The 22,868-nt window shown below is 62.3% G+C and carries 23 protein-coding genes and 1 pseudogene; 13 read left to right on the top strand and 11 right to left on the bottom strand.

Annotated features, from left to right (window positions below):
- Together HUK82_RS17395 and HUK82_RS06700 are read left to right on the top strand one after the other, a co-directional pair.
- Positions 1–406: pseudogene (locus HUK82_RS17395) on the top strand (hypothetical protein); the annotation flags it as partial.
- Positions 407–671: 265 nt separating this feature from the next.
- Positions 672–1,601 carry a hypothetical protein gene (locus HUK82_RS06700; protein ID WP_176613224.1) on the top strand — a complete coding sequence of 310 codons (930 nt, stop codon included), beginning with the start codon at positions 672–674 and terminating at the stop codon, positions 1,599–1,601.
- Positions 1,602–2,195: 594 nt separating this feature from the next.
- On the opposite strand, the gene HUK82_RS06695 is transcribed toward HUK82_RS06700, so the two are convergent.
- Positions 2,196–2,366 (bottom strand): hypothetical protein, encoded by a 171-nt coding sequence (locus tag HUK82_RS06695; RefSeq protein ID WP_176613223.1) that lies wholly within the window; start codon positions 2,364–2,366, stop codon positions 2,196–2,198.
- Positions 2,367–3,055: 689 nt separating this feature from the next.
- Positions 3,056–3,487, bottom strand: coding sequence for a hypothetical protein (locus tag HUK82_RS06690; protein WP_176613222.1), 432 nt, complete (start codon positions 3,485–3,487; stop codon positions 3,056–3,058).
- A 342-nt stretch (positions 3,488–3,829) separates the two neighbouring features.
- Here HUK82_RS06690 and HUK82_RS06685 point away from each other — a divergent pair, with 342 nt between their 5' ends.
- The 4 genes from HUK82_RS06685 (at position 3,830) to pnuC (ending at position 8,496) form a co-directional block, all read left to right on the top strand.
- A complete protein-coding gene (locus HUK82_RS06685; protein WP_176613227.1) occupies positions 3,830–6,196 on the top strand; it encodes a TonB-dependent receptor in 2,367 nt (788 codons plus the stop codon).
- Positions 6,197–6,320: 124 nt separating this feature from the next.
- Positions 6,321–7,481 carry a phosphotransferase gene (locus tag HUK82_RS06680; protein ID WP_176613221.1) on the top strand — a complete coding sequence of 387 codons (1,161 nt, stop codon included), beginning with the start codon at positions 6,321–6,323 and terminating at the stop codon, positions 7,479–7,481.
- Positions 7,478–7,900 carry a hypothetical protein gene (locus HUK82_RS06675; protein WP_176613220.1) on the top strand — a complete coding sequence of 141 codons (423 nt, stop codon included), beginning with the start codon at positions 7,478–7,480 and terminating at the stop codon, positions 7,898–7,900. The genes HUK82_RS06680 and HUK82_RS06675 overlap by 4 nt, the downstream gene beginning before the upstream one ends.
- A 2-nt stretch (positions 7,901–7,902) precedes the next feature.
- Positions 7,903–8,496, top strand: coding sequence for a nicotinamide riboside transporter PnuC (gene pnuC / locus HUK82_RS06670; RefSeq protein WP_176613219.1), 594 nt, complete (start codon positions 7,903–7,905; stop codon positions 8,494–8,496).
- Between the two features lie 218 nt (positions 8,497–8,714).
- Here pnuC and HUK82_RS17685 read toward each other — a convergent pair whose 3' ends face one another.
- Positions 8,715–8,855 carry an RcnB family protein gene (locus HUK82_RS17685; protein WP_176613226.1) on the bottom strand — a complete coding sequence of 47 codons (141 nt, stop codon included), beginning with the start codon at positions 8,853–8,855 and terminating at the stop codon, positions 8,715–8,717.
- 110 nt (positions 8,856–8,965) lie between these two features.
- Here HUK82_RS17685 and HUK82_RS06660 point away from each other — a divergent pair, with 110 nt between their 5' ends.
- On the top strand, positions 8,966–9,904 hold the full coding sequence (locus HUK82_RS06660; protein ID WP_176613218.1) for a nucleoside hydrolase: 939 nt from the start codon (positions 8,966–8,968) through the stop codon (positions 9,902–9,904).
- Between the two features lie 50 nt (positions 9,905–9,954).
- On the opposite strand, the gene bfr is transcribed toward HUK82_RS06660, so the two are convergent.
- A complete protein-coding gene (gene bfr, locus HUK82_RS06655; protein ID WP_176613217.1) occupies positions 9,955–10,443 on the bottom strand; it encodes a bacterioferritin in 489 nt (162 codons plus the stop codon).
- 241 nt (positions 10,444–10,684) lie between these two features.
- Positions 10,685–11,146, bottom strand: coding sequence for an Lrp/AsnC family transcriptional regulator (locus tag HUK82_RS06650; RefSeq protein ID WP_176613216.1), 462 nt, complete (start codon positions 11,144–11,146; stop codon positions 10,685–10,687).
- A 109-nt stretch (positions 11,147–11,255) separates the two neighbouring features.
- Between HUK82_RS06650 and HUK82_RS06645 the strand changes: the two genes are divergently transcribed.
- The 3 genes from HUK82_RS06645 to gloA2 all read left to right on the top strand — a co-directional run bounded on the left by HUK82_RS06645 (position 11,256) and on the right by gloA2 (position 14,863).
- Positions 11,256–12,728 carry an aminotransferase class V-fold PLP-dependent enzyme gene (locus tag HUK82_RS06645; RefSeq protein WP_176613215.1) on the top strand — a complete coding sequence of 491 codons (1,473 nt, stop codon included), beginning with the start codon at positions 11,256–11,258 and terminating at the stop codon, positions 12,726–12,728.
- 111 nt (positions 12,729–12,839) lie between these two features.
- Positions 12,840–14,471, top strand: a complete 1,632-nt coding sequence (locus HUK82_RS06640) for a dihydroxyacetone kinase subunit DhaK (protein ID WP_176613214.1) — start codon at positions 12,840–12,842, stop codon at positions 14,469–14,471.
- Complete coding sequence (gene gloA2, locus HUK82_RS06635) at positions 14,468–14,863, top strand: SMU1112c/YaeR family gloxylase I-like metalloprotein (RefSeq protein WP_264802231.1); 396 nt, start codon at positions 14,468–14,470, stop codon at positions 14,861–14,863. The genes HUK82_RS06640 and gloA2 overlap by 4 nt, the downstream gene beginning before the upstream one ends.
- Positions 14,864–14,874: 11 nt before the next feature.
- Here gloA2 and HUK82_RS06630 read toward each other — a convergent pair whose 3' ends face one another.
- The 6 genes from HUK82_RS06630 to HUK82_RS06605 all read right to left on the bottom strand — a co-directional run bounded on the left by HUK82_RS06630 (position 14,875) and on the right by HUK82_RS06605 (position 19,958).
- Entirely contained in the window at positions 14,875–15,057 is a 183-nt protein-coding gene (locus tag HUK82_RS06630; RefSeq protein WP_176613213.1) for a hypothetical protein, read from the bottom strand.
- A 110-nt stretch (positions 15,058–15,167) separates the two neighbouring features.
- Entirely contained in the window at positions 15,168–15,845 is a 678-nt protein-coding gene (locus tag HUK82_RS06625; RefSeq protein WP_176613212.1) for a GntR family transcriptional regulator, read from the bottom strand.
- Positions 15,842–16,636: an N-formylglutamate amidohydrolase gene (locus tag HUK82_RS06620; protein ID WP_176613211.1), complete on the bottom strand. Its 795-nt coding sequence runs from the start codon at positions 16,634–16,636 to the stop codon at positions 15,842–15,844. The genes HUK82_RS06625 and HUK82_RS06620 overlap by 4 nt, the downstream gene beginning before the upstream one ends.
- On the bottom strand, positions 16,636–17,916 hold the full coding sequence (locus HUK82_RS06615) for a type I glutamate--ammonia ligase (protein WP_176613210.1): 1,281 nt from the start codon (positions 17,914–17,916) through the stop codon (positions 16,636–16,638). The genes HUK82_RS06620 and HUK82_RS06615 overlap by 1 nt, the downstream gene beginning before the upstream one ends.
- Positions 17,913–18,587 (bottom strand): isochorismatase family cysteine hydrolase, encoded by a 675-nt coding sequence (locus HUK82_RS06610; protein ID WP_176613209.1) that lies wholly within the window; start codon positions 18,585–18,587, stop codon positions 17,913–17,915. The genes HUK82_RS06615 and HUK82_RS06610 overlap by 4 nt, the downstream gene beginning before the upstream one ends.
- Positions 18,588–18,617: 30 nt before the next feature.
- On the bottom strand, positions 18,618–19,958 hold the full coding sequence (locus HUK82_RS06605) for an APC family permease (protein WP_176613208.1): 1,341 nt from the start codon (positions 19,956–19,958) through the stop codon (positions 18,618–18,620).
- A gap of 220 nt (positions 19,959–20,178) precedes the next feature.
- Here HUK82_RS06605 and HUK82_RS06600 point away from each other — a divergent pair, with 220 nt between their 5' ends.
- The 3 genes from HUK82_RS06600 to HUK82_RS17170 form a co-directional block, all read left to right on the top strand.
- On the top strand, positions 20,179–21,468 hold the full coding sequence (locus tag HUK82_RS06600) for an MFS transporter (RefSeq protein WP_176613207.1): 1,290 nt from the start codon (positions 20,179–20,181) through the stop codon (positions 21,466–21,468).
- Positions 21,465–22,415, top strand: coding sequence for a nitrate ABC transporter substrate-binding protein (locus tag HUK82_RS06595; protein WP_176613206.1), 951 nt, complete (start codon positions 21,465–21,467; stop codon positions 22,413–22,415). The genes HUK82_RS06600 and HUK82_RS06595 overlap by 4 nt, the downstream gene beginning before the upstream one ends.
- A 268-nt stretch (positions 22,416–22,683) precedes the next feature.
- The coding region (locus HUK82_RS17170) for a hypothetical protein (protein WP_218061529.1) at positions 22,684–22,868 on the top strand (185 nt) is incomplete at its 3' end.

Below are 22,868 nucleotides of genomic sequence, written 5' to 3'. Positions count from 1 at the left end.
GGGAGGTTTCCCCGAGTGGCTGGCACAGGACAGGGGGCTGTCGGCCAAGACGATCCAGAGCCGGATCAGCCCGCTGAAGACCTTCTGGGACTGGCTGGAGCGCAAGGGCTATGCCGAGGGCAATCCGTGGCAGGGCGCGACGACCGGACTGAAGCGTCGGGCGGAGCGCGAACGGACGGCGGAGCGCAAACGTCCCTACCGTGCCGAGGAACTGGTCGCCCTGCAGCGTCAGGGTGTGTCCGCGTGCTCGCCGCTGATGATCGACCACCTGATCGGACACAAGTCCCAACGGCTTGTGGGGAATACCTACGCGGCGCAGGACTTTGGCGATGCGGCCTACCAGGATGCGATCATGGGCACGGTGGAGAAGGGGGGAGAACAAAATGTCTGCTATAGAACGGGATAGGCGGGAAGCGGTCATTCGTGTTGCCAAGTGCGCTTCAGCCGAAGTTCAACTGAAATTTTGGAAGAGCTTGTTGCCTTTCAAATCGAGCTGGCTGAGAACCGTGTTTCAACTCACGGGACATTCATCCATGCCCGCACCATTTGCTGCTTGCGGGCGGTTTCTGATACCGCTGCCTCGCAATCTGGTCGTAAGAGAGCCATGAAAACGCACTCTTACGAAGTCGCCTATCCTGCCCGTCAGGGATATCCAGAACAGAGTTGATTTAGTGATGACGAACACCCCAGCCGATGAGTGGTTTGCTCGCCCCCTCGAGGATGAACTCCAGATATGGAAGTTCACCAATAGTTACGCGCTTCTTATTGGCAGAGCGAACGCCGAGCATGGGCCGGGGAGCTGCTTCCATGCCAAATCTGGTGGAACTGTCTGGGAGGCAATAATGGAAGAAACGCCTTGGCTGGACGAACAGGAGGTGCCGGGACCATTCGTGCCTCTACGACACTCTCCAGGCCAATTCTTCCCCCGCATGGCGCGCCCAATTATCGGAGACCCCCTCGACAAATTCAGTCTCGTCCAAGCACGACTGCCAGATTGCAACAACGAACAACGCTATCTTCGCAATGCTCAAACGCAGTTGGAAGCATTAGTTGCTGATCTTGCCGCAATTTGCCGTGTCGTAGAGCCGTCTAAGGCTACTCTTGAAGTTTATGGGCACGAAATTCGTAATCTTCTTATTCTGGCTGCGACCGAAGTCGAAATGCACATGGCCGGAATCATGGTCTCAAATGGCAATAAAGAGGAGCGCAAAAATACTATCTCGTATGTGAAGCTTGCCGAACCACTAAGGCTTCGCGGCTACTCGGCCCGCTTCAAACGCTACCCCGAAGTGGCGGAAATTAAGCCATTCGCAGAATGGCTTAGTGATAAGTCCACAGCGTCACTCAAATGGTATGACGCATACAACGCAGTGAAGCACGACCGGGAGTGCCAGTTCAAACGTGCATCCCTCTGCAACGCCTTTGAGGCGGTTGCTGCCTGTGCGATACTACTCGTAGCTCAGTTTGGCGAAGCTGGACTGTCCGATGATCTTGAGCGCTCACTTACGGTCGAAGGCGAACCGTGGCTAATAAAAGATTGCTACGTGGCACCCCAACAGTCTGCCACGTGGACGCCCACCAATCATCCTGACGTGCTTTAGGCGGGTTCAAACAGAGGTTTTCCGGACCGCAACAGCGGTTTCGATATTGTTCTGCAAACTCATTCAGTCTCGCTTTCGCTGAAGACGTAGAAATGTCATCAGCGGAGTACGCCCGGCAATTGTACAGACTTCGTTGTAGTGGGGGAAAGCTGACGATCAGCTATGGAGAGACAAACATGTCCAGACAGACGTTGCATTTGCGGCAATTACGGTCTGCCCCGCTCCCAAGGAGTAGTTCTGTCTTTCAAACGAATTTTTTCTACGTGTTCCGCACGATGCAAGAATGATGTAATTAGATTTTGAGATGCTATATATATTGTCGTATGCGCGTCGGCATCTCGTTTCCCCTCAGGCATCCACGCGCAAGCGGACAGTTTCCCAATCAGTTTTTTAATATCTTCTGATTCCAAGTCTACTTTTGAAGTATGAGAAAAAATATTCCTAATTTTCCTCATTACGTCTGTATATCTCGCTTCTTCTTGGGTTATGATTCCAAGGGCTCTCGCCATTTTTATTTTTGCCGAAAATGTTCCTAACGGTGCGTTAAATCCGTCGATCAGATCATCTGCAGGGGAACCAGGAAGTAAGAATGATTTAATCGACCTCTCCAATAAAAACATCTATAAAGGAGCAAGCAATAATCACTGTGCCTCTGGAACTTTCTTTAGGAAATTCGGACAATACATCCGCGTACTCAAAAATAGCAGGGTCTTCATCTTTACTGAGGGCCCTTATGTTGTCGTAGCCTTCGTCAAAATCTTGCATATTGTTTCTCCCTTTACCTAACGACCAAGTCTGACGCACTTCCCCGTTTCGCCACTGACTATACAGTCACATTTAATCGAAGATTTACCGTTCTAAAATTCCTTGGACAACGCCGAACGCTTGTTTGTCGGAGTTACAGGCGCTTCGAAGAAGCAGGCCGCCCATTGGTAGAGTGCAAGTGCGATGCCTTTCCTTCGGTATTTTTCGTACACATTTATGCTGTCACATTGTACGAATGCGGAGCCGCCCCCAAAAACAGCTAAAGCAGCACATTCCCCATCGTCACATGAAATGACTTGGAACCAGAGATGGCCACTGCTATGTGGGACTTCTACAGACCGTATGTCGCAGTCCCAAATATCAAGGTCATAGCTGGTCCCATCTGGAAGGCTTATCGCCTTGAATTCATAGCCGTGTATGAGGGGGCCTTCCCACTGTTCGATTGTCGTTAGTGATCTCATGGCAGTGTCCAGTGTTGTCCTCAGCGTAGCAACGTCGGCTTTTCAGCCTTCTATCACAGTTGCTTGGATGTCCGAGATAGGGGCGTTAGCCGACATATCACTAAGCAGGCTTGCGCTCCGAGCCCCCGGCTGCCCCCTTCACCTCGACCCTGATGGTCCTCCCCAGCCTCCCTGTAGCGGCGTAGTCGATCGCCTTCCAGGCCTGAGCGATCCTTGATCGTGGCACGATCAGACCATCATGCATGGGCAGCACGGCACCTCCGGCCTCCATGATGGTGTGCCAATGGCGTGCCGGATGATGGAGGCCTCCACACCCATCAGATACTGCCCCACGGCCCAGTGACGCAGGTGTGGGGGCACCTGCTGTATAACCTCCTCGGGCAATACTCGGGTTATGTCGTTCAGGACCGGGTAGCGCGTGAAGACCGGACCGGTGATGTCGCCGGGTTGCAGGCCTGCACGGACAGCGGGCGGGGTGGAGGCAGGCCATGTCTGCGGTGGCTTGCCCAGTTGCCAGAAGAGCACGAACCAGTGCTTGATCGCGTCGCGATGCGCGTCTGACACCCCCGGCAGGGCGTAGGGATCACCCTCCGGCGGAGGTGCGTACAGACGGGCCAGTGCGATCGACAGGTAGGACGCGCAGAGGTCCAGTTCGCTCACGGCCTCGCCATCGATCCTGATCCAGTCGCGCTCGGCCCGGCTGAGGCCGCTGTAGCGAGTCTGCAGGACGGGATACGCACAGCCCTTTGAACGTTAGGCGGGTGGCCGGGGCGGACCCGTCACCTGAACATCGCCTAGACTGACGATGTGCGTTATTCGTGGATCGTCGCGTGGCAGACGACAGGGCATCGCTGTCATGAACGGGACGGCTTGATACCGCCATGGGGAGAGTGGGCGTTGCGGCGGAGAGAGGGTTTGAAGGAGCGTTCGGTGCTGGCGGCGAGAAAGGCCGCGGGCCCGGCTCGCCGCGCGCTGCTGCTGGTGGGTGTGTCGACGTGTGCCATGGTCGGTCCGTCGGCGTTGGTTCGGGCGCAGGACGCGGTTGGATCGACACACAAGGTCATTCCGACGGTCGGGCAGACGACGCAGCAGCAACCGGTCGCGCTCTCGGCAGCTGCAAAGGAAGAGACGATACTGGTGCGCGGAGATGTCGCCGCCGCGCTACGACAACAGCCGGGCGGTGGGTTGATTCGCGCCGAGCAGGGCGACCGGTCCGTCAGCTCGGTGGACCGGGAGTATATCAGCCGCCAGCCGCCGACGGCGACGGCGTTTCAGCTGATTTCGTCGCTTCCGGGCGCTACGGTGTCGACGTCCGACCCGTTTGGCTTCTCGCCCTACTCCGACCTGACGGTGCGGGGGCTGGGCAATGATGCGATCGGCTATGTGCTGGAGGGTATGCCCCTCAACGATGTCGCGTATTACACGGGATATCCGTCCCAGTTCGCCGATACCGAGAATTACGACAGCGTCTCTCTGGAGCAGGGGTCGGCCGATCTTGACAGTCCGGTGCTCAATGCCGCGGGTGGCCTGATGACACTGGCGTTTCGTGACCCGTCGCCGAGGGCTGGGGGGTATGTCGGGATTTCCTATGGCTCCTACGACACGAACCGCGAATTTCTTCGGCTTGAAACGGGCGAAATCGGCCACACCGGCATCCGGGGATTCGTGTCTTATTCGCATGGTGCCACCGACAACTGGCGCGGTCCCGGACGTGACACCCGACAGCATGTCGATTTCAAGTTCCTGAAATCATGGGGTGCCGACAGCCATGCCGCCATCCTCGGCTCGTGGAACAGCACCATCACCAGTTATTACCCGCAACCGACGCTTGCGTCCTGGAAGGAGGAGGGGATTGGGGGGGCGAACAATCTGGCGGCAAGCTATAACATCAACGATGCGGAGGGTGGGACAGACTACTGGCGCCTGTGGCGTGCGCCTGAACGCACGCTGTATGTCGGGGCTCCCGTCCATCTGTCCCTGACCGGTCGTTTGTCATTCGACGTCACGCCGTATTCCCAGTTCGCATACGGCAATGTGCCCGGCGGTTCGATGCTGTCCGAAAGCGGCCTGTATGACGGGACGCAGCCGCTGGGCGCGCCTTTGGTGTTGCCCGATGCCGTGGACGGCACGGCAGTGGCGCGCGCGAACTACACCCAGCGCAGCTACCGCTCCGGTTTCAATGCGGCGCTGCATTATCGCTGGTCGTGGAACGATCTCGTTCTGGGTTATTGGTATGATTACAGCGACGACAATGAACAGGACAGTTTCACGCCCGTCACCGACAATGGCTATGCGCCCGATATCTGGGCTGAGACCCGACGCGACACGGTTCTTCTGTCTGATGGTCGCCCGTTTCTGGCCGGCAGTCAGCACGCCGTGTCACAGACGAACGCGCTTTTCATCGGAGATCATATCGCCCTGGCCGGGGACCGGCTGACCATCGATGCCGGTTTCAAGGCCGTGATGCTGACGCGTGGCGGCGTCAATGCGATGCCGGGGCCGCAATATCGCGCCGACAGCAGCTATTTCGAGCCGCTGCCGCGCGTGGGCATGCGCTGGCGTCTCGATCAACACAGTCAGATCTTCCTGAACGGGACGACCAATTTTCGCGCGCCGGCGAGCAATGCCTTCTTCAATCTGTATGACCCGACCTCCGGCGCGATCTACCAGCGTGGCGTCGCGAACACGAAACCCGAATATTCGATTTCCGAGGAACTGGGCTACCGTTACAGCGACCGCCGGATCGTCGGCAGCCTGACCCTGTTCAACTATAATTTTACAAACCGGCAGATTGCGACAGAACTCGACGTCAATGGATCCCTGGTGCAGTCCACCATCAACGCCGGCGGACAGACATCGCGCGGCGTGGACGTGGAGGTCGGAACCCGGCCCTGGCATCATGTCAGCCTGTATGGATCAGGCGAATATCTGCACGCGACGATCGACAATGATATCGCATCGGCGGGAGACGTGTTGCCGACGCGGGGCAAGACGGCCGTCCGCAGTCCGCCCCTGCAGGCATCGATCGCGCTGAGCTACGACGACGGGCACGTCTTCGGGATCGCCAGTGTGAAATATGTCGGCCATCAGTATGCAAGTTTCATGAATGACGAACGCATCCCAGACCACACGACCGGGGATCTGTCGTTCGGCTATCATTTTTCCGATATATCACGGCTGCATGCGCCGACGTTGCGGATGAATTTCGTCAACATCACCAACCAGCATTACCTGTCCGGTGTGGCCAGCCCCAGCCTGAACGCACAGGACACAACCGGGCGTCTGGGCACCACCATCGCGGGTAGCGCGCCCGCGTATTACATCGCCGGTGGATTTGCCGCCCTGTTTACCGCCTCGACCGGGTTCTGAGGCGCATGGAAAGGGCAGGGGAACTCACGTCGATTCGAAGCCGGTTGAGGCCGTGGGGGACCATGATTCCGTCGGCGCATGCCCGTATCGCATTTCCTTCGCGGATGTCGCCGGATCGGGTGTCATGACCGAGACGACGCACTATGCCCATGGCCTCGGGAAGACACTCAAGCGCCCGGACTGGCCGGAACTGACGGCGGAGGATGCGTCGGCCGTTCTGGCCCGTTTTCCCCGCGCGGGGAATTTTCAGAAGATCGCATGGCGCAGCCCCAGGCCTTTTTCAGCCGCCGCGCGGATCGACACCGATCGCGGCGGCGTTTTCATCAAACGTCACCATCATCGGCTGCGCTCCGTGTCTGACCTGGGGGAGGAGCACCGCCTGATGGCGTATCTGCGCGCACAGGGGCAGCCGGTGGTGCCGGTCCTGTGCACGGATCTGGGGCATGGTGTTCTGTCCGACGGTGTCTGGTGCTACGAAGTTCACGGTCTGGGGGACGGTGTCGACGTGTATCAGGATCGCTCGTCCTGGACGCCGTTTCTGACATCGGGTCACGCCCGGGCAGCGGGTGGCGCCTTGGCGGGTCTGCATCGTATAATGCGGGCGTATGACGCGCCGCCCCGCCGTTCCCCGTTGCTGATCAATAGCGACGGGCTGATGCGCGCACCGACGCCGATCGCGACGCTGGAGGCACGTCTGGTCCACCGGCCGGCTCTGGCGTATTTCCTGGCGGAACGGCCATGGCGGCAGGATCTGGTCGACCATGTGTTGCGCCCGTGGCATGACGATGCGCGTGCGGCAATGGACGCCGTTCCCGCGTCGTGGGGGCACGGGGACTGGCACGGGTCGAACCTGCTGTGGTCGTCGGGCGAAGCGAACGCCAGCGTTGCGACCATTCTGGATTTTGGGCTGGCCGATCGCACATCCGCCCTGTTCGACCTCGCGACGGCGATTGAGCGCGGTGTGATCCCCTGGCTGGACCTGGAGGACGGCGAGCCGGTGGCAGCACTGGATCATCTGGATGCGTTTCTTGCCGGGTATGGCAGCGTCCTGCCCGTCACCTCGTCGCTGCTCGACGCTCTGGCGGCGGTGCTGCCGGTCGTGCATGTCGACTTCGCGCTGAGCGAAATCGACTATTTCGTGGATCTTCTGGGCGACGACGAACAGGCGGACGTCGCCTACGGTCCCTATCTGCTGGGCCATGCGGACTGGTTCGGGCGCCCGGAAGGACAGCGGCTGCTGCGTCATCTTCGGACGCTCGCATCCCGGGGCGTGCCGTTCCGATGACCGATCCCGCGCCTGCAACGTCGGTCGCGCCGCCGTTCGACACCTTGATGGCTGCGGTCGCGACCGACACGGAAGCGTACTCCCTGCGTTTCCACGCGGATTTTCGGAGGCTGTCGGGTCTGGCGGCCTGGGGGGACGGGGATGCCCGGAACGCACGATATGGCGCTGTAAACAGGGATTTTCTGGGGTCTTATGAGGCTGGGGTGCTGGCCGGCACGCCACCGCCGTCGGATTTCACGGACTGCGCCCCCGCACGACGCGGCCGGCTGCCCGACAGACCCGCCAGCGCGAACCGTTCGACCCGAGACATGTTCGACGACGATGGGCTCGATACCCGCGTGCCCGATCTGCGTTTGAAGGGGGCGTCGGGGCCGTCCTGCGCTGCCCGTTCGACATCGTCTTCGGTCGTCGTCGAGTGACGATGTCCCCGCTCGAAGCTGGCGGCGTCGTTCTTAACATTGCCGGTGTGTGGCTGACGGCGCGTCGCAACATGCTGTGCTGGCCGGTCGGTATCGTCGGTGTGGTAGTCTATGCGTATCTGTTCTGGCGGTGGCGGCTCTACGGGGACATGGTCTTGCAGATGCTGTATGTCGTCGTGCAACTCTATGGCTGGTACACGTGGCGACGTGCCACGAAGGATCAGCCGGCGGCGGTCGTGCCGGTGCGGGCGAAGGGTTTGCGGGTTCTGGCCGAGGTGGGGGCGACGGGGGCTCTTTCGGCGCTCCTCGCCTGGCTCATGGCGCGCTACACGGACGATGCGATGCCACGCATCGACGCCCTGCTGACCGGATTCAGTCTGCTGGCATCATGGTGGGCGGCGCGTCTGCACAGGGAGAACTGGATCCTGTGGGTCATCGTCGACACCGCCTATACCGTGCTGTTCGTGTATCGTGGCGATGACCTCACGGCATTCCTGTATGGAACCTTTACACTCCTGGCCCTCTACGGGGCCGCGGCATGGCGATCCGCCGTGTTGGGGGCACCCGGGGCAGAGGCGCCACGGTCGCCGCGCTGACGGACAGGCCGTAGCAACCATCCTCGACAGGCCAAGAGTGCCGGTTCAGACGTGTTTGTTATTTCGGCAGGATACGGCGCAGGTAATCGCGATTGGTGGCGCTGATACCTGCGTCGCTCGCCGCGACCCGCTAGGGAGTCGCCCAAGGGGCCGTCAGGCAACCCTGGCCAGCACCGGAAAAGCGAGCAAGCTCACCCTGTCGCGCCATGGTGCGTCTACTATCCGCCGCCCGCGATCACACTGGTGATCACGCCGGTCGCCACGGCCGCCAGCAGGAATCTACCCCGGGAATCGATCCAGCGAGGACCCGGCGGTGGTGCGTTAAGGCCCTGATCACGGTGCCACTCATCACCGTAGATACCGCCGCCATCGGGTTCACCCTGTGCGCCGGCGCCCCGCCGCGTTTGAGGAGCGGGAAACGCGTGCTACCGTGCGGGTCCCTGACATGCGAGAGCCAGACTATCAGCCCATGGTAAAGAAAATTATTATCGATACCGATCCCGGTCAGGACGATGCCATGACGATCCTGCTGGCCCTCGCCAGCCCGGAGATCGCGTTGCTTGGCATCACGACGGTGGCCGGAAACGTCAGTGTCGACTGCACGACACGCAACGCCCTGAAGACCCTGGAACTGGCACAAAGACCGGATGTTCCGGTGTATCGCGGAGCCGAGCGGCCGCTGGTCGCCCCGGGCGTCATGGCGGCCCATGTGCATGGCGCCACGGGCTTCGACGGGCACGATCTGCCCACGCCGCGCCTGACCCCGGCGTCGGGTTCGGCGGCCGAGTTCCTGGTCCGGACGCTTATGGAGCACGATCCCGGCACCGTGACCGTGTGTGCGATCGGACCGTTGACCAACCTTGGCCTGGCGTTACGTCTCGAACCCGCGATCGCGGATCGCGTGGAGCGCATCGTCCTGATGGGGGGAGCCTTTGCCGAAGTCGGCAACATCACCTGCGCCGCGGAATTCAACTTCTTTGTTGACCCCCATGCGGCTGCGATGGTCTGCCAGTCCGGTATTCCGCTCACGGTAATCCCGCTGGATGTCACGCATCAGCTTCACACCACGCGGGCACGGGTGGCGCGCTTTGCCGCCCTGGGCAATCGGGTGGGGCGTGTGGTCGCCGACTGGCTGACGTTCGAGAAGACGTTCGAGGCGGAGAAATACGGCACTGATGGCGGCCCGCTTCACGATCCCAACACGGTCGCCTGGCTGCTTGCGCCGCATCTGTATCGCGGGCGCGAGGTGGCATTGCAGGTCGAGACGCAGGGTGCCCTGACGCAGGGGGCCAGCGTCGTGGACTGGTGGGGGATCACCGATCTGCCCCGTAACGCGCTGTTTTTGCGGCAGGTGGATGGTGATGGTGTCTATGAGCTTCTGTTCGAGAGGCTCGCGCGCCTGCCGTGATCCATGCCGCCTCTCCGACGCTTGCAGGCTGGAGAGGCGGCGCGTTGGGCTCAGCCCTGGTCGGGCGCGGCGGCGGCGTTGAGGTGGATATACTTCTCGATCCCAACCTGCTTGATCAGGTCGAACTGGCGGTCGAGGAAGTCTTCATGTTCTTCCTCGTTCTCCAGGATCTTCAAAAGCAGGTCGCGTGAGACGTAGTCGCGGACGCTCTCGCAATAGGCGATGCCTTCGCGCAGGTCTTCGAGCGCTTTTACCTCAAGCTTGAGGTCGCACTCAAGAATTTCCTGAACGTTCTGACCGATCAGGATCGTGTTCAGACGCTGTACGTTCGGTAGTCCGCCCAGATACAGGATGCGCTCGATCAGCCAGTCGGCGTGGCGCATTTCCTCGATCGACTCTTCATACTCCTTCTTGCCGAGAAGCGTGACGCCCCAGTGATTGAGGGTGCGGGCGTGAAGAAAGTACTGATTGATCGCCGTCAGCTCGTTCGTGAGCTGCGTGTTCAGGTGTTCGATAACCTTCGGATCTTTGATGGGCATGACGCGTGTGTCCTCTGTCGCGGTTGTCGTCCGTGCCCCGTGTCTACCGGAACCGCCGCCACCACGCAAATAAAAAACTGTTGTTTTTCAATATGATAATGGATGTGATTATCACTCTCAACCCCCGTCTTCCAAAGATGACGTTTGTCAGGGGGTTAGGGGCGTCCAACAGCCATGAAATCGGGGTGATCGGGCCACCCGATCCCGTGCCGTCCTGCTGCATATGCAGGGCGCCCCGGGGTCAGACCGGCAGGTCGCGCGTGTCCGCGATCGCTTCCATCGTCATGTAGGATGTCACCGTGTCGAGTTCGACCTGCTGGATCAGACGTTGATAGAGCTGATCGAAGGTGTTCATGTCCTCGGCCACGATCTTGAGCATGTAGTCGTAATCGCCGGCGACCCGATAGAAATCGATCACGTTCGGGATGGCCATGACGGCGCGGCGAAACGTGTCGAGCCACTCGCGTGAATGGTGGCGGGTGCGCACCATCATGAACACGGTCAGGCCAAGGCCCAGCCGTCGCGCATCCAGCCGTACCGTGTGTCCGGTGACGACCCCGCTGTCGTGCAGTCGAGCCAGCCGTCGCCAACAGGCATTTTGGGACAATCCGACCACCTCCGCAATTTCGCGTTGCGATCGGGAGGAGTCCTCCTGCAAGGCACGCAGGATTAAGCGGTCTATTTGATCGATGTTATCGCTCATAATCGTTCATATGACCCAAACATGGGGCGTTTCAAGCAAAATAAGGTGAAGTTCTTTCCTTGGGCGCAACTTATTGTCACCGGACACCACTCCATTGCCGAGGACTGCAATGACCCCGACCGCACTTGACGATTTCATCGACTCGCTCTCGGGCGCCGATCTGCTGACACGGTTGCGGGCGGGCATCATCGGTGAGGGCGCGCCCGTGCCGGGTCCCTTCGGCGCGCACCCTTTGGTGTACGCCGATTACGTAGCGTCGGGTCGCGCCCTGATGCCGATCGAAACCTTCATGCTTGAGCGCGTGCTGCCCTACTACGCGAATAGTCACACGGAAGCGTCGTATTGCGGCGAATTCGCGACCCGCCTGCGCCGCGCAGCACGCGCCCTGATCGCGCGAAGCTGTGGCGCGGACGCGGCTTACGCGACGATTTTCGCCGGATCGGGTGCGACGGCGGGTCTGAACCGGCTTGTCCATCTGCTGGGCGTTGCCGATGCGGTCCGTCGGGGCGAGCGGCCGGTCGTGTTCATCGGGCCCTACGAACACCACTCCAACATCCTGCCATGGCGGGAGAGCGGTGCCGAGATTATCGAGATCCCCGAAGACGCGTCAGGTGGTCCCGATGTCGCGGTGCTCGAGGCTGCTTTGGGGGCGGTGGAACCGGGCCGCCTGTGCGTCGGCTCGTTCTCAGCAGCCTCCAATGTCACGGGTATCCTGACCGACGTCGACACTGTGACGCGCGTCCTGAAACGGCACGGCGCGTTGAGCGTCTGGGATTATGCCGGTGGCGGTCCCTACCTCGCGATCGCGATGGAGGGTGGGACGGACCGCGAAAAGGACGCGGTCGTCGTGTCGACCCACAAGTTCCTCGGTGGCCCGGGCGCCTCGGGTGTCCTGATCGTGCGCAAGGGCGCGGTGCAGCGCACGACGCCGGTGTTGCCCGGGGGCGGCACGGTACGATTTGTCTCGCCCTGGACGCACGACTACACGGGTTGCCTCGAATCGCGCGAGGAAGCGGGGACGCCCAATGTGGTCGGCGATATCCGCGCGGCCCTGTGTTTCGCGGTCAAGGCGGCGATCGGTCAGGACACGCTCGATGCGCGGCACGCCGCGTTGCGTGCGCGGGCTCTGGCCACATGGTCGAGGAACCCGGCGATCGAGATCGTCGGCCACGCGACGGCGCCGGCCCTTCCGATCTTTTCGTTCCGCGTGCGCGATCTTGCCCATGGGGGTTACATCCACCAGCAGTTGTTCACGCGCATGCTGTCCGATCGCTACGGGATTCAGGCCCGAGGGGGCTGCGCCTGCGCGGGGCCTTATGCGCACCGCCTCCTGTCGATCGACGCCACGCGGTCCGATGCGATCCGCCGTGCGATTCTCGCGGGTGAGGAAACCGAAAAACCGGGCTGGACGCGGCTGAATTTCAGTGTTCTGGCCGACGACGGGAAAGCGGACAAGATCATCGCGGCGGTGGACGAACTGGCCCGCGACCCGCACCCCGTCGCCAGTCACTACGTCTGCGATCGCACAACAGCGCGCTTTCGTGTCGCGGAGACAGACCCGGCGATGGCGACGGCAGCCTGAAGGGCAAGGGGCAGACGGGTCAAACTTTCCTGAAGCGGCGATTGGCGATTCCCGTGCGATGATGTGCGGATCGAGGCCGCCTTCTCTGGCGGCCCGTAAGGAAAGGCCGCCATGAAACGCTTCATCAATCAGCGCGATACGCTTGTGCCCGATGCGATCGCCGGGCTCTTGCGCTCCTCTGACGGGCGCGACCTGACGTGTCTGGACGGCCTGCCCGATATTCGCGTCGTCCTCCGCCGTGACTGGCAGCGTGACCGGGTGGCCATCATCTCCGGCGGTGGTTCAGGGCATGAGCCCGCGCATGCGGGGTTCGTCGGTCGCGGCATGCTGACGGCGGCTGTTGTCGGGTCGATCTTTGCCTCGCCCAGCGTGGACGCCATTCTCGCCGCCATTCTGGCCGTTACCGGCGACGCCGGCTGTCTGCTGATCATCAAGAACTATACCGGCGACCGGCTGAATTTCGGCTTGGCCGCCGAGCAGGCGCGTGCGTTGGGCCGCAAGGTCGAGACGGTCACGGTGCGCGACGATATCGCCCTGGCGGGACACGAATCCGCCCGAGGAATCGCCGGGACGATCGCGGTGCACAAGGCGGCCGGGTTCCGTGCCGAGGCCGGCGAAAGTCTGGAGAACGTCGCCGCCTTCGCGCGTGACGTCGCCGGGCGCCTGCGCAGCATCGGTCTGTCGCTCAGCGACTGTAACGCGTACGACGCCGATCATGCGCCGCGTCTGGGTGACCGGGAAGCGGAACTGGGCCTGGGTATCCACGGAGAGCCCGGCGCGCGGCGTATCGACTGCGCCCGGGCCGATGACCTGATGGCGCTGGCCGCCGAAACGGTCGAACGCACCCTTTCGTCGGACGGGCCGCAGGCCGTCATGTTGAATAATCTCGGCATCGTTCCGGAGATCGAGATGTCGCTTCTGGCGGACGCATTTTTCCGGACCCCTCTGGCGCGACGGACCGAGGCCCTGATCGGCCCGGCACCGCTTATGACCGCGCTGGACATGAACGGTTTCTCCCTGACGACCATCGCGTTGACCCCCGACATTCTGGCCGCGCTGACAGCACCTGTCGGTCCGCGTGCATGGCCCGGCGTCGCACCCTGCACGGTGCCCGATCGGGTGCCCATGCCGCCTTTGCCCGATGCGCTGGGTGCGCCGCCCTCCGCCGACCCCACGGTAAGAGCGCTGCTGGACCATGCGGTGCAGCGGCTTCTGGCGAGTGAGGCGGAACTGAACGCTCTGGACGCCGCGATCGGCGACGGGGACGCGGGGTCCACCTTCGCGGGGATCGCACGTCAGGTGGAGGGCGTGCTCGACCGGCTGCCGCTGGCCGACACGCCTGCGCTGTTTCGCGCGCTGGGTGCGCTCTTCGCCCGGCACGGCGGCGGGTCGAGCGGTGTGTTGCTCTCGATCCTGTTCTCGGCGGCCGGTCGGCACGAGGGGCCCTGGCCACAGGCCCTGGCCGAGGGGCTGGCGGCGATGCAGGCCCATGGCGGCGCGAAACCGGGTGACAAGACGATGATCGACGCCATCGCCCCAGCCATCGAATCTCTGTGTCGGGGAGACGGCGCCGCCGATGCCGCCCTTGCCGCGCGTCGTGGCGCGGAGGCGACCCGACGCATGAAGGCTGGCGCCGGCCGGGCCTCGTACGTGCCCGGCGAGCAGGCGGATGGCGCCATCGATCCCGGGGCAGAGGCGGTCGCGCGCGTTGCGGAGATCATGGCCGAGGGATCGCGCCGGTGAGCGAGAGCATCGGCCTGCTCGGACTCCACCATGTCGCGATCATCGCCTCGGACTACGCGCGGTCGCGACGTTTCTACGTCGATCTCCTCGGGTTGCCAGTGATCGCCGAGGTGTTTCGGCCTGAGCGGCAATCATGGAAATGCGACCTGCGAATCGGGGACGCACAGATCGAACTGTTTTCGTTCCCCGATCCGCCCCCGCGTGTCTCGCGTCCGGAGGCGTGCGGACTGCGTCATCTCGCATTGCGGGTCGGCACTCTTCATGCGGCGGTGGCGCATCTGAACGCGCACGGTGTCGAGACGGAACCGGTCCGGACGGACCCCTACACGGGACGGCTGTTTACGTTTTTTGCCGACCCCGACGATCTACCGCTGGAGTTGTACGAGGCGTGAACACGTGGCGATCAGGCGCCGGATGCCGTGGCAAAGCCGCTTGTCCACGCTGCCGCATTAGCGGTACGAAACACCGGCCCGTCTACCGACAGGGGCGGGAGCGCACGAGCGGCGATGAGCGGCGGCGGATCGTCGCTCGCATGGGGCGGTGAAAGCGTCGTCGGCGTATTGATGAGACCGTTGGTGAAATGCATTGCTGTCATCCTGCCGAGGTGGGAAAGGCAAGCCATGCATCCTCTCTACAACGAGGACATGAACATCACGTTAACAGCCGAATGGCATGATGGGTAGCACGCCCTGACGCTCACAGTCGCGTCAGACGTTCTCCACGCGGGCTGCTGGTGTCCAGATGGCGCGCCAGCCACGCCTTGCAGCTCTCGACGTCATGTTTCATCAGGGTGTCGTAGAGTGCCGTGTGTTCACGATCGAGGATATGCAGGTCCTCGACGGTGGGACGTGCCGTCATGCCGACGCGCTCCTGATGCGGACGGAGCGCACTGTACATGCCCTGCAGGACCGGATTGCCGCTCAGTTCGACAAGGGCCGCGTGAAAGTCCCAGTCAGCGGCCAGATAATCGACCTGTTCGTCCGGGCTGCGCAGGCTGGAAAACGACTGAAGGCGACGCAGCGCATCGCGCATCGCGGCGGACGGTCTGATCTGCCGTGCGCACGCTAGCTCGATCACCGCGCCCTCCACCATCAGGCGCGCCTGAAACAGGCCGCTGAATTCGGCAAGCCCGATCGGCGTGACCATCGCACCCCGGCGTGGCACCAGCGCGATGTAGTGTTCGGCGTGGAGACGGTGAAACGCTTCACGGACGGGCGTGCGCGACACATCGTGCGCGGTGGATATCCGCTCTTCCTCGATGAACGACCCGGGCGGATATTCCCCGACCAGGATCGCCCGACGCACGGCGTCGTAAATCCGCTCCTTGGGCGGAAGGTCGTGGGACGGGGTCTGTCGGGCCGTGGCGCTTTTCATACTGTTGCGGTCGGCAGTCTGGTGGCGGCCGCCTGCACGGCATCGGCCATGACGTCGGCCCAGACCGCAATACCGTGGGCATCGCTGATCAGATCCTGCCTGATTTCGACAGCCAGATATGGAATGCCTCGACCCTCGGCATGGACGGGGACGGTATAGTCCTGTGTCATATCGACGGCATACGGCACATTCTCGGCAATCAGGTCGTCGGGCCGGAGACGCCGAAGCTCCTCAGCCACCAGGCGACCGAAGCGGTCATCGCGGCCCCACATGACGGCTGCCGCCATGGGGCGGACGTCGTTCCGGTAGCAGGGGGTAAAGCTGTGCATGGCCAGAAGGATGGGGTCAGTATGCGCGTGCGTGTCGAGCGCCCGGCCAATAGCCTGGTGATAGGGCGCCAGAAACGTGCGCTCGCGCAGTGCCCGGTCGGCCGCCTCCAGTCCGAGATTGCCGGGGATGACATCATCCTCGCTGATCTCGGGGATCGACGTCGGCATGCCGGGCTTGCGATTGCAGTCGATGACCAGACGGGAATAGCACTGTGCGATCAGCGGCGCGTGCAGTCGATCTGCCATGGCCTGGCTGACCCCCAGAATGCCGATATCCCAGCCGATGTGGCGCGTCAGTCGCTCTTCCGTCAGCCCCAGTTGACGCAGGCTGCGGGGTATCCGATGCCCGGCATGATCGACCGTCAGCAGAAACCGTGACTGAGCCGCGCCCGACCGCGTTAGAACCGGCGACGGTTCGTCAGGGGCGAGCAGCGTGTCGGCGTGCGTCGTCTCGTCGAACATCAGTACACCTCCGCATATCGACGGCATATCTCGTCTTCAGAGAGACCCGACAGAACCTCGATCTCTGACGTCTTCAACATCGTGTAGGCGTCGAACATCGTCTGTCCCATCCAGGCGCGGGGCGCCGGATCGGCTGCCATGAGCGACAGCGCCTCGGCCAGGGAGGAGGGGAGGGGCGGCGCGTCGCCGCTGCCCGCGGCGGGCAGCACCAGCCCGTGGCGAAGCCCCTCCAGTCCGGCATGCACAAGACATCCCAGCGCGATATACGGGCTGGCGGCCGCATCGACGACCCGGAATTCGAGGTTGGCGCGCCGTGCGATCACGTCGGGGTCAGTCGAAAATGTTGGACAGACACGCAGGGATGCACCCCTGTCCGCCAGCGCGATGTCGGCACGGGTGGGCGCCCATTTCGACGGCCGCAGCCGATAATACGACGCCACGCTGGGTGCTGTCAGCGCTGTCATCGCGGGCATATGTCTGACGATGCCCGCGGCAAAGGCGGCGGCTTGCGGGCTGAGGCCGAAGGGGCCGTTGGGATCATACGTCACGGGCTGTCCGGACAGATCACGAAAACTGAAGTGAATATGGGTGCCGTTACCGATGCCGTCGGGGGAGTTGATGGGTGTGAAACTGGCGCGGTGGCCAAGGGAGGCCGCGCAGCCGCGCACGATTTCGCGTAGCAGCACCGTCTCGTCCGCGCTGGCAAGGCCCAGGCGCGGGCACACGGTCACTTCAAACTGTCGATCGCCTGCCTCGGCAATGAACGAATCCGGCTCGATCCCGGCGGCGCGCAGGGCGCCCATCAGCGCCGGTCCGAAGCGCCCCGAACGACGGAACAGGTCGAAGGCATAACTGGAGGCCGGCCTGTCGGCGACGCCGGTGTAAGTAAATTCCTGCTCGAAGACGGACAGCATCCGCAGACCGAATTCCTGCTCCAGCGCGTCCAGGCCACGACGCAGGAAGTGCCGGGGGCAGCACGACCATGCGGAGCCGTCCTCGTGACGGATATCGCCCGGCATCAGCATGTGGGTCTGATTGTCCTCGCCCGGAACCGGGCCGCCCGCCGCCGGATCGGGTACCAGCATCAGATCGCCCGTCGTTCCGAACGGTGTTTTGTAGATCGGGCCAAAAGCCGACAGCATGATGTTGCTCGCGGTATAGCCCACGCCGGTCGCGCGCCGGTCGTCCAGATCACGCGCGGGAAATCCTTTTCCCCGGACAAGACCCGCGAGATCGGACGTGCCCGCAAAGATCAGGTGTTCGTCGGACGTGGCTGTCATGCCGTTGCACTTTCATGAACGCGGGTCATTTCTGCCAGCATCGTGTCGGTATCGATCTGGCGGGCATAGCCCTTGTTGTTGCGTAAGGACCAGTCATGGCGTTCCTGCGACTGGGTCAGGCACGCATCCGTGACGCAGGTCACGAGGTAGCCAAGATCACAGGCGTCCCGTATGGCGGAATCGACACATTGATCAGTCAGGCACCCGACGATGATCAGTGACCGCACACCCAGATTACGCAGCAGGTAGTCGATGTTGGTCGACATGAAAACCGACGATGAGGTCTTGGGGATCACGATCTCATCGGCTTGCGGGGCGATCGGATCGATGACCCGGGCGTCGAGCGAGCCGCGTGGTACGTTGAAGCCCGTGATCTTGTAGTCGAGACTGCGGTCCCGGCCGTCCTGCGTCAGACTTTCGATGACGGTGTAGATGACCTCGACGCCCGTCTGCCGTGCGCGCTGCACAAGGGCGATCCAGTTTGGGAGTGCCACCTTGTCGAGGCGATCGAAGAAATAGCCGAAGCGGTCGTCGATGTCGGCCGATGACAACCCGGCATATTCGCCGCCGTCGCGGCGGCAGTTGTAGTTCTGCGTGTCCACGAACAGAAGCGCGGCCGCACCCGCGTAAATCGGTCGGTCACGTGTGGTTTCGAATGTTGGTTTGACCATCTGCCCCATCCCGGTTGCATAGTGGAGGTGTTATGGCGACGACGACGTCGCTGTGTGACGGCTTGGCAGGACTGCGCCAAGGCCGAGCGCCACACCAGACCAGGCGACGCCCAGCAGGGCCGTTGTCTCCGCGCTGCCGCCCGCCTGAAATGTCGTGACAAGTGCGGCGGTCATGATGATCAGTGCCGCAAGGGGCACGACAAGTTCGGCCGGTGATCCCAGTAGACGACCATCGATCAATGCCCGCGCAAAGCCGAGTTGCACGATCTGATAGACCACCATGATGCAGATGGCGCCGCACGACGCCAGAAGACCATACGCCAGAACCGGCGGCAGTCGGGGGCCGAGGACCCATGGGATCAGCACTTGACCGCACAGCACGACGCCGCCGACGATCGGCAGCGCGAGGCCGTGCCGCCGGGCCGGTATCAAGGAGGACAACAGGTGTGTGGCCGCCGTCATGGGGGCGACGAGACCGGCGAACGAGGAGGCCAGCGCGGCGATGCCGAACGCCCGGGCGCTCCAGGGTCCAAGATAGGACACGCCCAGCGCGCTGAGGGTGTCCGGTGTGTTCACAAGTGCCCGTGCGCCGCCGAGGCGTTCGGCGAACCCGCGTTCGATCACCCAGAACATGCCGACGAACAGGACCGCGGTCAGCGCGACCGTGGCGTAGAGGGAGCGCGGGATGTCAACCTGTGGGTTGCGCGTGTCCGACGTCAGGGACAGGCAGGATTCAAAGCCTGCCCACGACAGGAATGCGACGACCAACGCGGACATGAGACCGCCGCCGACTCCGCCCGGTGGTGCCGCGACCGGTCCATCCCCCTGGCCGTGACCGAACAGTATGGCACAGGCCAGCAGGACCAGAAGGGCGATGCCACCCCCCTCGATGATCAGAAGCGCCCGTGCCACCGATGTGCCGCGAAGACGCAGAACCAGGAGGGCGGCGATCGTCATCGCGCCCGCGCATGATCCCCACGCGACCCGGGACAGTGTTTTGATCCCGCACAGGTCCGCAAGGAACGCGGTGCCAGCCGACGGCGTCGCCAGCGCAAAGCACAGATAGGCGCCGAACAGGATCAGGCCTGTCCCGCGCCCGATGCGCTCGCCCAGCGAGAGGGTGACGATGTGATAGGCGTCATGGCCGCTTCGGAACGACGCCACCATGCGCGCGATGCTGTACGCGACCAAGGCGACGGTGAACGCGCCGAGCAGGAACACACTCCAGATTGGCCACGACGTCAGACTTGCCACGGCCTGCCCGTTCGCGGCGAGGACAAGTGTCGGGCTGACCAGCGCAAGCGAGACGGATAGCGTTCCGATCGCGCCGAGGCGCCGGTTGGTCGTCGAGCGCTTCCAGGTTGCGGTCATGCGCTGTGTATACGTGACGTATGTGGAACTTCAAACAAAAAAATCGTAGGGCATGCGGAACGGAAAAATCCTATCATATTGATATAGCTTTGTTATTGGTGCCACATTAGATAACAGGCGCGCAGGCGTTATTTTTTCGCTTACGATATGAGGCGCTTCTGTATACACAGTGTGCACCGTTCTCCACGCGGATGAAGGGGTAGAAAGGACTGCCATGCCGATGTCGTCTCCTGCTCTCGCTCCGCAGTCCCGACGGCGGTGGACCCTAGCTGCGCTGTTCGGATTTTGCGGCTTTGTCGGCTATCTGGATCGTGTGAACCTGTCCGTGATCGCGACCCCGATCGCGCACGATCTTCATCTTTCCGATACGCAGCTGGGCACCGTGTTGTCGGCGTTCTTCTGGAGCTACGCCCTCGCGCAGATACCGGCCGGCGTGATCGTCGACCGTTTCGGGACGCGTCTTCCGGTCATCGCCAGCATTCTGGTCTGGGCTGTCTCAAGCCTGATGAGTGCGACTGTCGGATCGCTTCTCGCCCTGGGACTTGTGCGCTTGTTACTCGGTCTCGCCGAGGCGCCGATTTATCCGGCCATGTGGCGGGGGGTCGCTCTTCATTTCAGTGCTTCCGAGCGTGGACGGGCCATGAGTTGCCTCGACTCCGGCTCCAAGCTTTCGTTCGTGTTCGGGGTTCCGTTGATCGCGGGTGTGCTGGCCATGTGGGGCTGGCGCGCGTGTTTCGTGGTGACAGCGGGGATGTCACTTTTCTGCGCGGGGCTGTTCGCGCTGGTCTACCCGCGCGAAGGACATGTGGCCGGGCGCCCACAGGCGCGTGTCTCAATCGCGACGTCCCTGCGCGCCATGGTTCCCACACGGCCCGTCGCCGGGGTCGCGGTCGGCTTTGCCGCTTATACCTACGTTTTTTATCTGCTCTCGGCGTGGATGCCGCGCCTGATCGAGATGCAGCTTGGCGTCAGCACGGTGCATGCCGGGTATTATACGGCACTCCCCTGGCTTGTCGCCGTCGTCGGTGAGGCGATCGTCGCGGGCTATATCGTCGATGCCTGTGTCGCCGCCGGGCGCGATCCCGTGTCAGTACGCAAGCTTGTGCTGAGCGTGTCGCTGTGTGCGTCGCTGGCTCTCGTCGGGGCGGCTTATTCGCATTCTCCCTTGATTGTGCTGGGTTGTCTTACCTGTTCGGCGACCGGGCTTGCGATTTCGACACCGACCGGAGTGTCGTTGATCGGGTTTGTCGCGGGGCGTGACAACGTGGGGGCGGTCGGCGCAAGTGTGAATCTGGCCGCCAACCTCGCCGGGGCCTGCGCACCGGCGTTGACCGGTTTTCTGTTGCAACGAACCGGCTCGTTTCTCGGTGCGGCCCTGGGTGCGGCCTGTGTCGTTGTTATTGGCGTCGGGTCCTACGCGTTCGTCGTGCCAGGCCGTGGACAGCGCGAGACGGCAAACGCGGTGACGGACGCGCCCGATGCGGCCCTTACAGCGGAGTACACGCGATGAGACCTGTTATCAGACTTGCCCTGCGAGACTGGGATTATCTGACGCCGATCCTGCTCGGGGAGGTGACGTCCGATCGTTATGACATACGGGTTACGCCCGTTGGAACCCTGCTGCCTACCGTTGATGGCAACCCGGACTACGAGGGCGCGGAACTTTCATTCAGCCGGTATGTCCGCGACCATGCGGCGGGCACCGCACGCGATCACGGTGTTCCCTATTTTCTGATGCGTGGTTTTCGACATCGCTGCATCCTGACACGCAAGAGTCATGGCGCTGATACGGTCGCCGACCTTCGCGGCCGGGCGATCGGTGTAACCGGCTGGCCTGATTCGGGCAACACGTGGACGCGGGCCATTCTTCGGCGCGAGGGAATTGGCGTTGAAAACGCGCGCTGGTACGCTGGTCGTCTGACGGAATCCCATCCTGTGGTCGATCGGCTTTCGGGGTTCGGGCGTCCCGGGGTGATCGAGGCGGCTCCAGACGAAAGGCCGCTGATGGATCTTCTGAACGAAGGCTTTCTGGACGCCGTGTTCACGCCGTTCCTGCCGCCGGGATTCTTTGACGCGTCCTCGCCGTTTCGTCACCTGACGCCTGACTTCAAGACGGCGGAACTCGCCTATTATCAGCAGGTTCGCTACGTTCCAGGAATGCACATTCTTGGTTTGCGGTCCGACGTCGTAGCACGTTACGACGATGTGGAGGACGAGGTCTGCGCGCTTCTCGACCGCTCCAAGGCGATGTGGTCAGCAAAGAGAGTGAAGTATGCTGACACGACGCCATGGCTGCTGAACGATTTCGCGACAATCGCGCGCGCGTTCGATCCTGACTGGGATGCCGCGGGTCTCGACGCCAATACGTCCATGATCAACGATTTCTGCGATGAGCTGAAAGCGCAGGCGATCATTGGCGATGTCCCGTCCGTCGCGACTCTTTTTGCCGGAACGTGATCGTTCAGTCATTTTGATACGATAGCCAGACGATCAGAAAATCCGATTGTCTGGCTATTTTTTCTTTTTTCTAGTGCCCAAGTAACAAAGATACCTTCCAGGACACTGTGGCAAAAATATCGGCTTTCGCGACATAATATGTGGATATGGGCTTTAAGCGTCAAAAAATGGTCATTATCGGTGGACACCGCTGCAGCGTTGTGTATCGATGCGAATTCATTATGAAACAGCGTCCGCACGGATGTTTTGCAGATTCAGAAAGGATCCGATGATGAAGCCTGTCGGTCAAACTCGTTCCGGACTTGGCACGGTCGCGCTGCTGATGGCCTCGACCGGACTGGCTTTCGTCGTCGTTCGGCCTGCGGTCGCGGCAACCGCACCGGCGTCCGCGCACCCCGCCAACCGACATGCCCGCACGGCGCCGCACCCGGTGTCCGCCGCCCAGACCGCGCC

Source organism: Ameyamaea chiangmaiensis (assembly GCF_013376175.1).
GTDB lineage: Bacteria > Pseudomonadota > Alphaproteobacteria > Acetobacterales > Acetobacteraceae > Ameyamaea > Ameyamaea chiangmaiensis.
Note: the sequence above shows the minus strand (reverse complement) of the source record. Positions and strands in the feature narration are given on the sequence as shown.

Coding starts and splice junctions, on each gene's coding strand:
- HUK82_RS06695 (WP_176613223.1), bottom strand. CDS start 2,366: ATGCAAGATTTTGACGAAGGCTACGACAACATAAGGGCCCTCAGTAAA.
- HUK82_RS06685 (WP_176613227.1), top strand. CDS start 3,830: ATGGTCGGTCCGTCGGCGTTGGTTCGGGCGCAGGACGCGGTTGGATCG.
- HUK82_RS06680 (WP_176613221.1), top strand. CDS start 6,321: ATGACCGAGACGACGCACTATGCCCATGGCCTCGGGAAGACACTCAAG.
- HUK82_RS06675 (WP_176613220.1), top strand. CDS start 7,478: ATGACCGATCCCGCGCCTGCAACGTCGGTCGCGCCGCCGTTCGACACC.
- pnuC (WP_176613219.1), top strand. CDS start 7,903: ATGTCCCCGCTCGAAGCTGGCGGCGTCGTTCTTAACATTGCCGGTGTG.
- HUK82_RS06660 (WP_176613218.1), top strand. CDS start 8,966: ATGGTAAAGAAAATTATTATCGATACCGATCCCGGTCAGGACGATGCC.
- bfr (WP_176613217.1), bottom strand. CDS start 10,443: ATGCCCATCAAAGATCCGAAGGTTATCGAACACCTGAACACGCAGCTC.
- HUK82_RS06650 (WP_176613216.1), bottom strand. CDS start 11,146: ATGAGCGATAACATCGATCAAATAGACCGCTTAATCCTGCGTGCCTTG.
- HUK82_RS06645 (WP_176613215.1), top strand. CDS start 11,256: ATGACCCCGACCGCACTTGACGATTTCATCGACTCGCTCTCGGGCGCC.
- HUK82_RS06640 (WP_176613214.1), top strand. CDS start 12,840: ATGAAACGCTTCATCAATCAGCGCGATACGCTTGTGCCCGATGCGATC.
- HUK82_RS06630 (WP_176613213.1), bottom strand. CDS start 15,057: ATGCATTTCACCAACGGTCTCATCAATACGCCGACGACGCTTTCACCG.
- HUK82_RS06625 (WP_176613212.1), bottom strand. CDS start 15,845: ATGAAAAGCGCCACGGCCCGACAGACCCCGTCCCACGACCTTCCGCCC.
- HUK82_RS06620 (WP_176613211.1), bottom strand. CDS start 16,636: ATGTTCGACGAGACGACGCACGCCGACACGCTGCTCGCCCCTGACGAA.
- HUK82_RS06615 (WP_176613210.1), bottom strand. CDS start 17,916: ATGACAGCCACGTCCGACGAACACCTGATCTTTGCGGGCACGTCCGAT.
- HUK82_RS06610 (WP_176613209.1), bottom strand. CDS start 18,587: ATGGTCAAACCAACATTCGAAACCACACGTGACCGACCGATTTACGCG.
- HUK82_RS06605 (WP_176613208.1), bottom strand. CDS start 19,958: ATGACCGCAACCTGGAAGCGCTCGACGACCAACCGGCGCCTCGGCGCG.
- HUK82_RS06600 (WP_176613207.1), top strand. CDS start 20,179: ATGTCGTCTCCTGCTCTCGCTCCGCAGTCCCGACGGCGGTGGACCCTA.
- HUK82_RS06595 (WP_176613206.1), top strand. CDS start 21,465: ATGAGACCTGTTATCAGACTTGCCCTGCGAGACTGGGATTATCTGACG.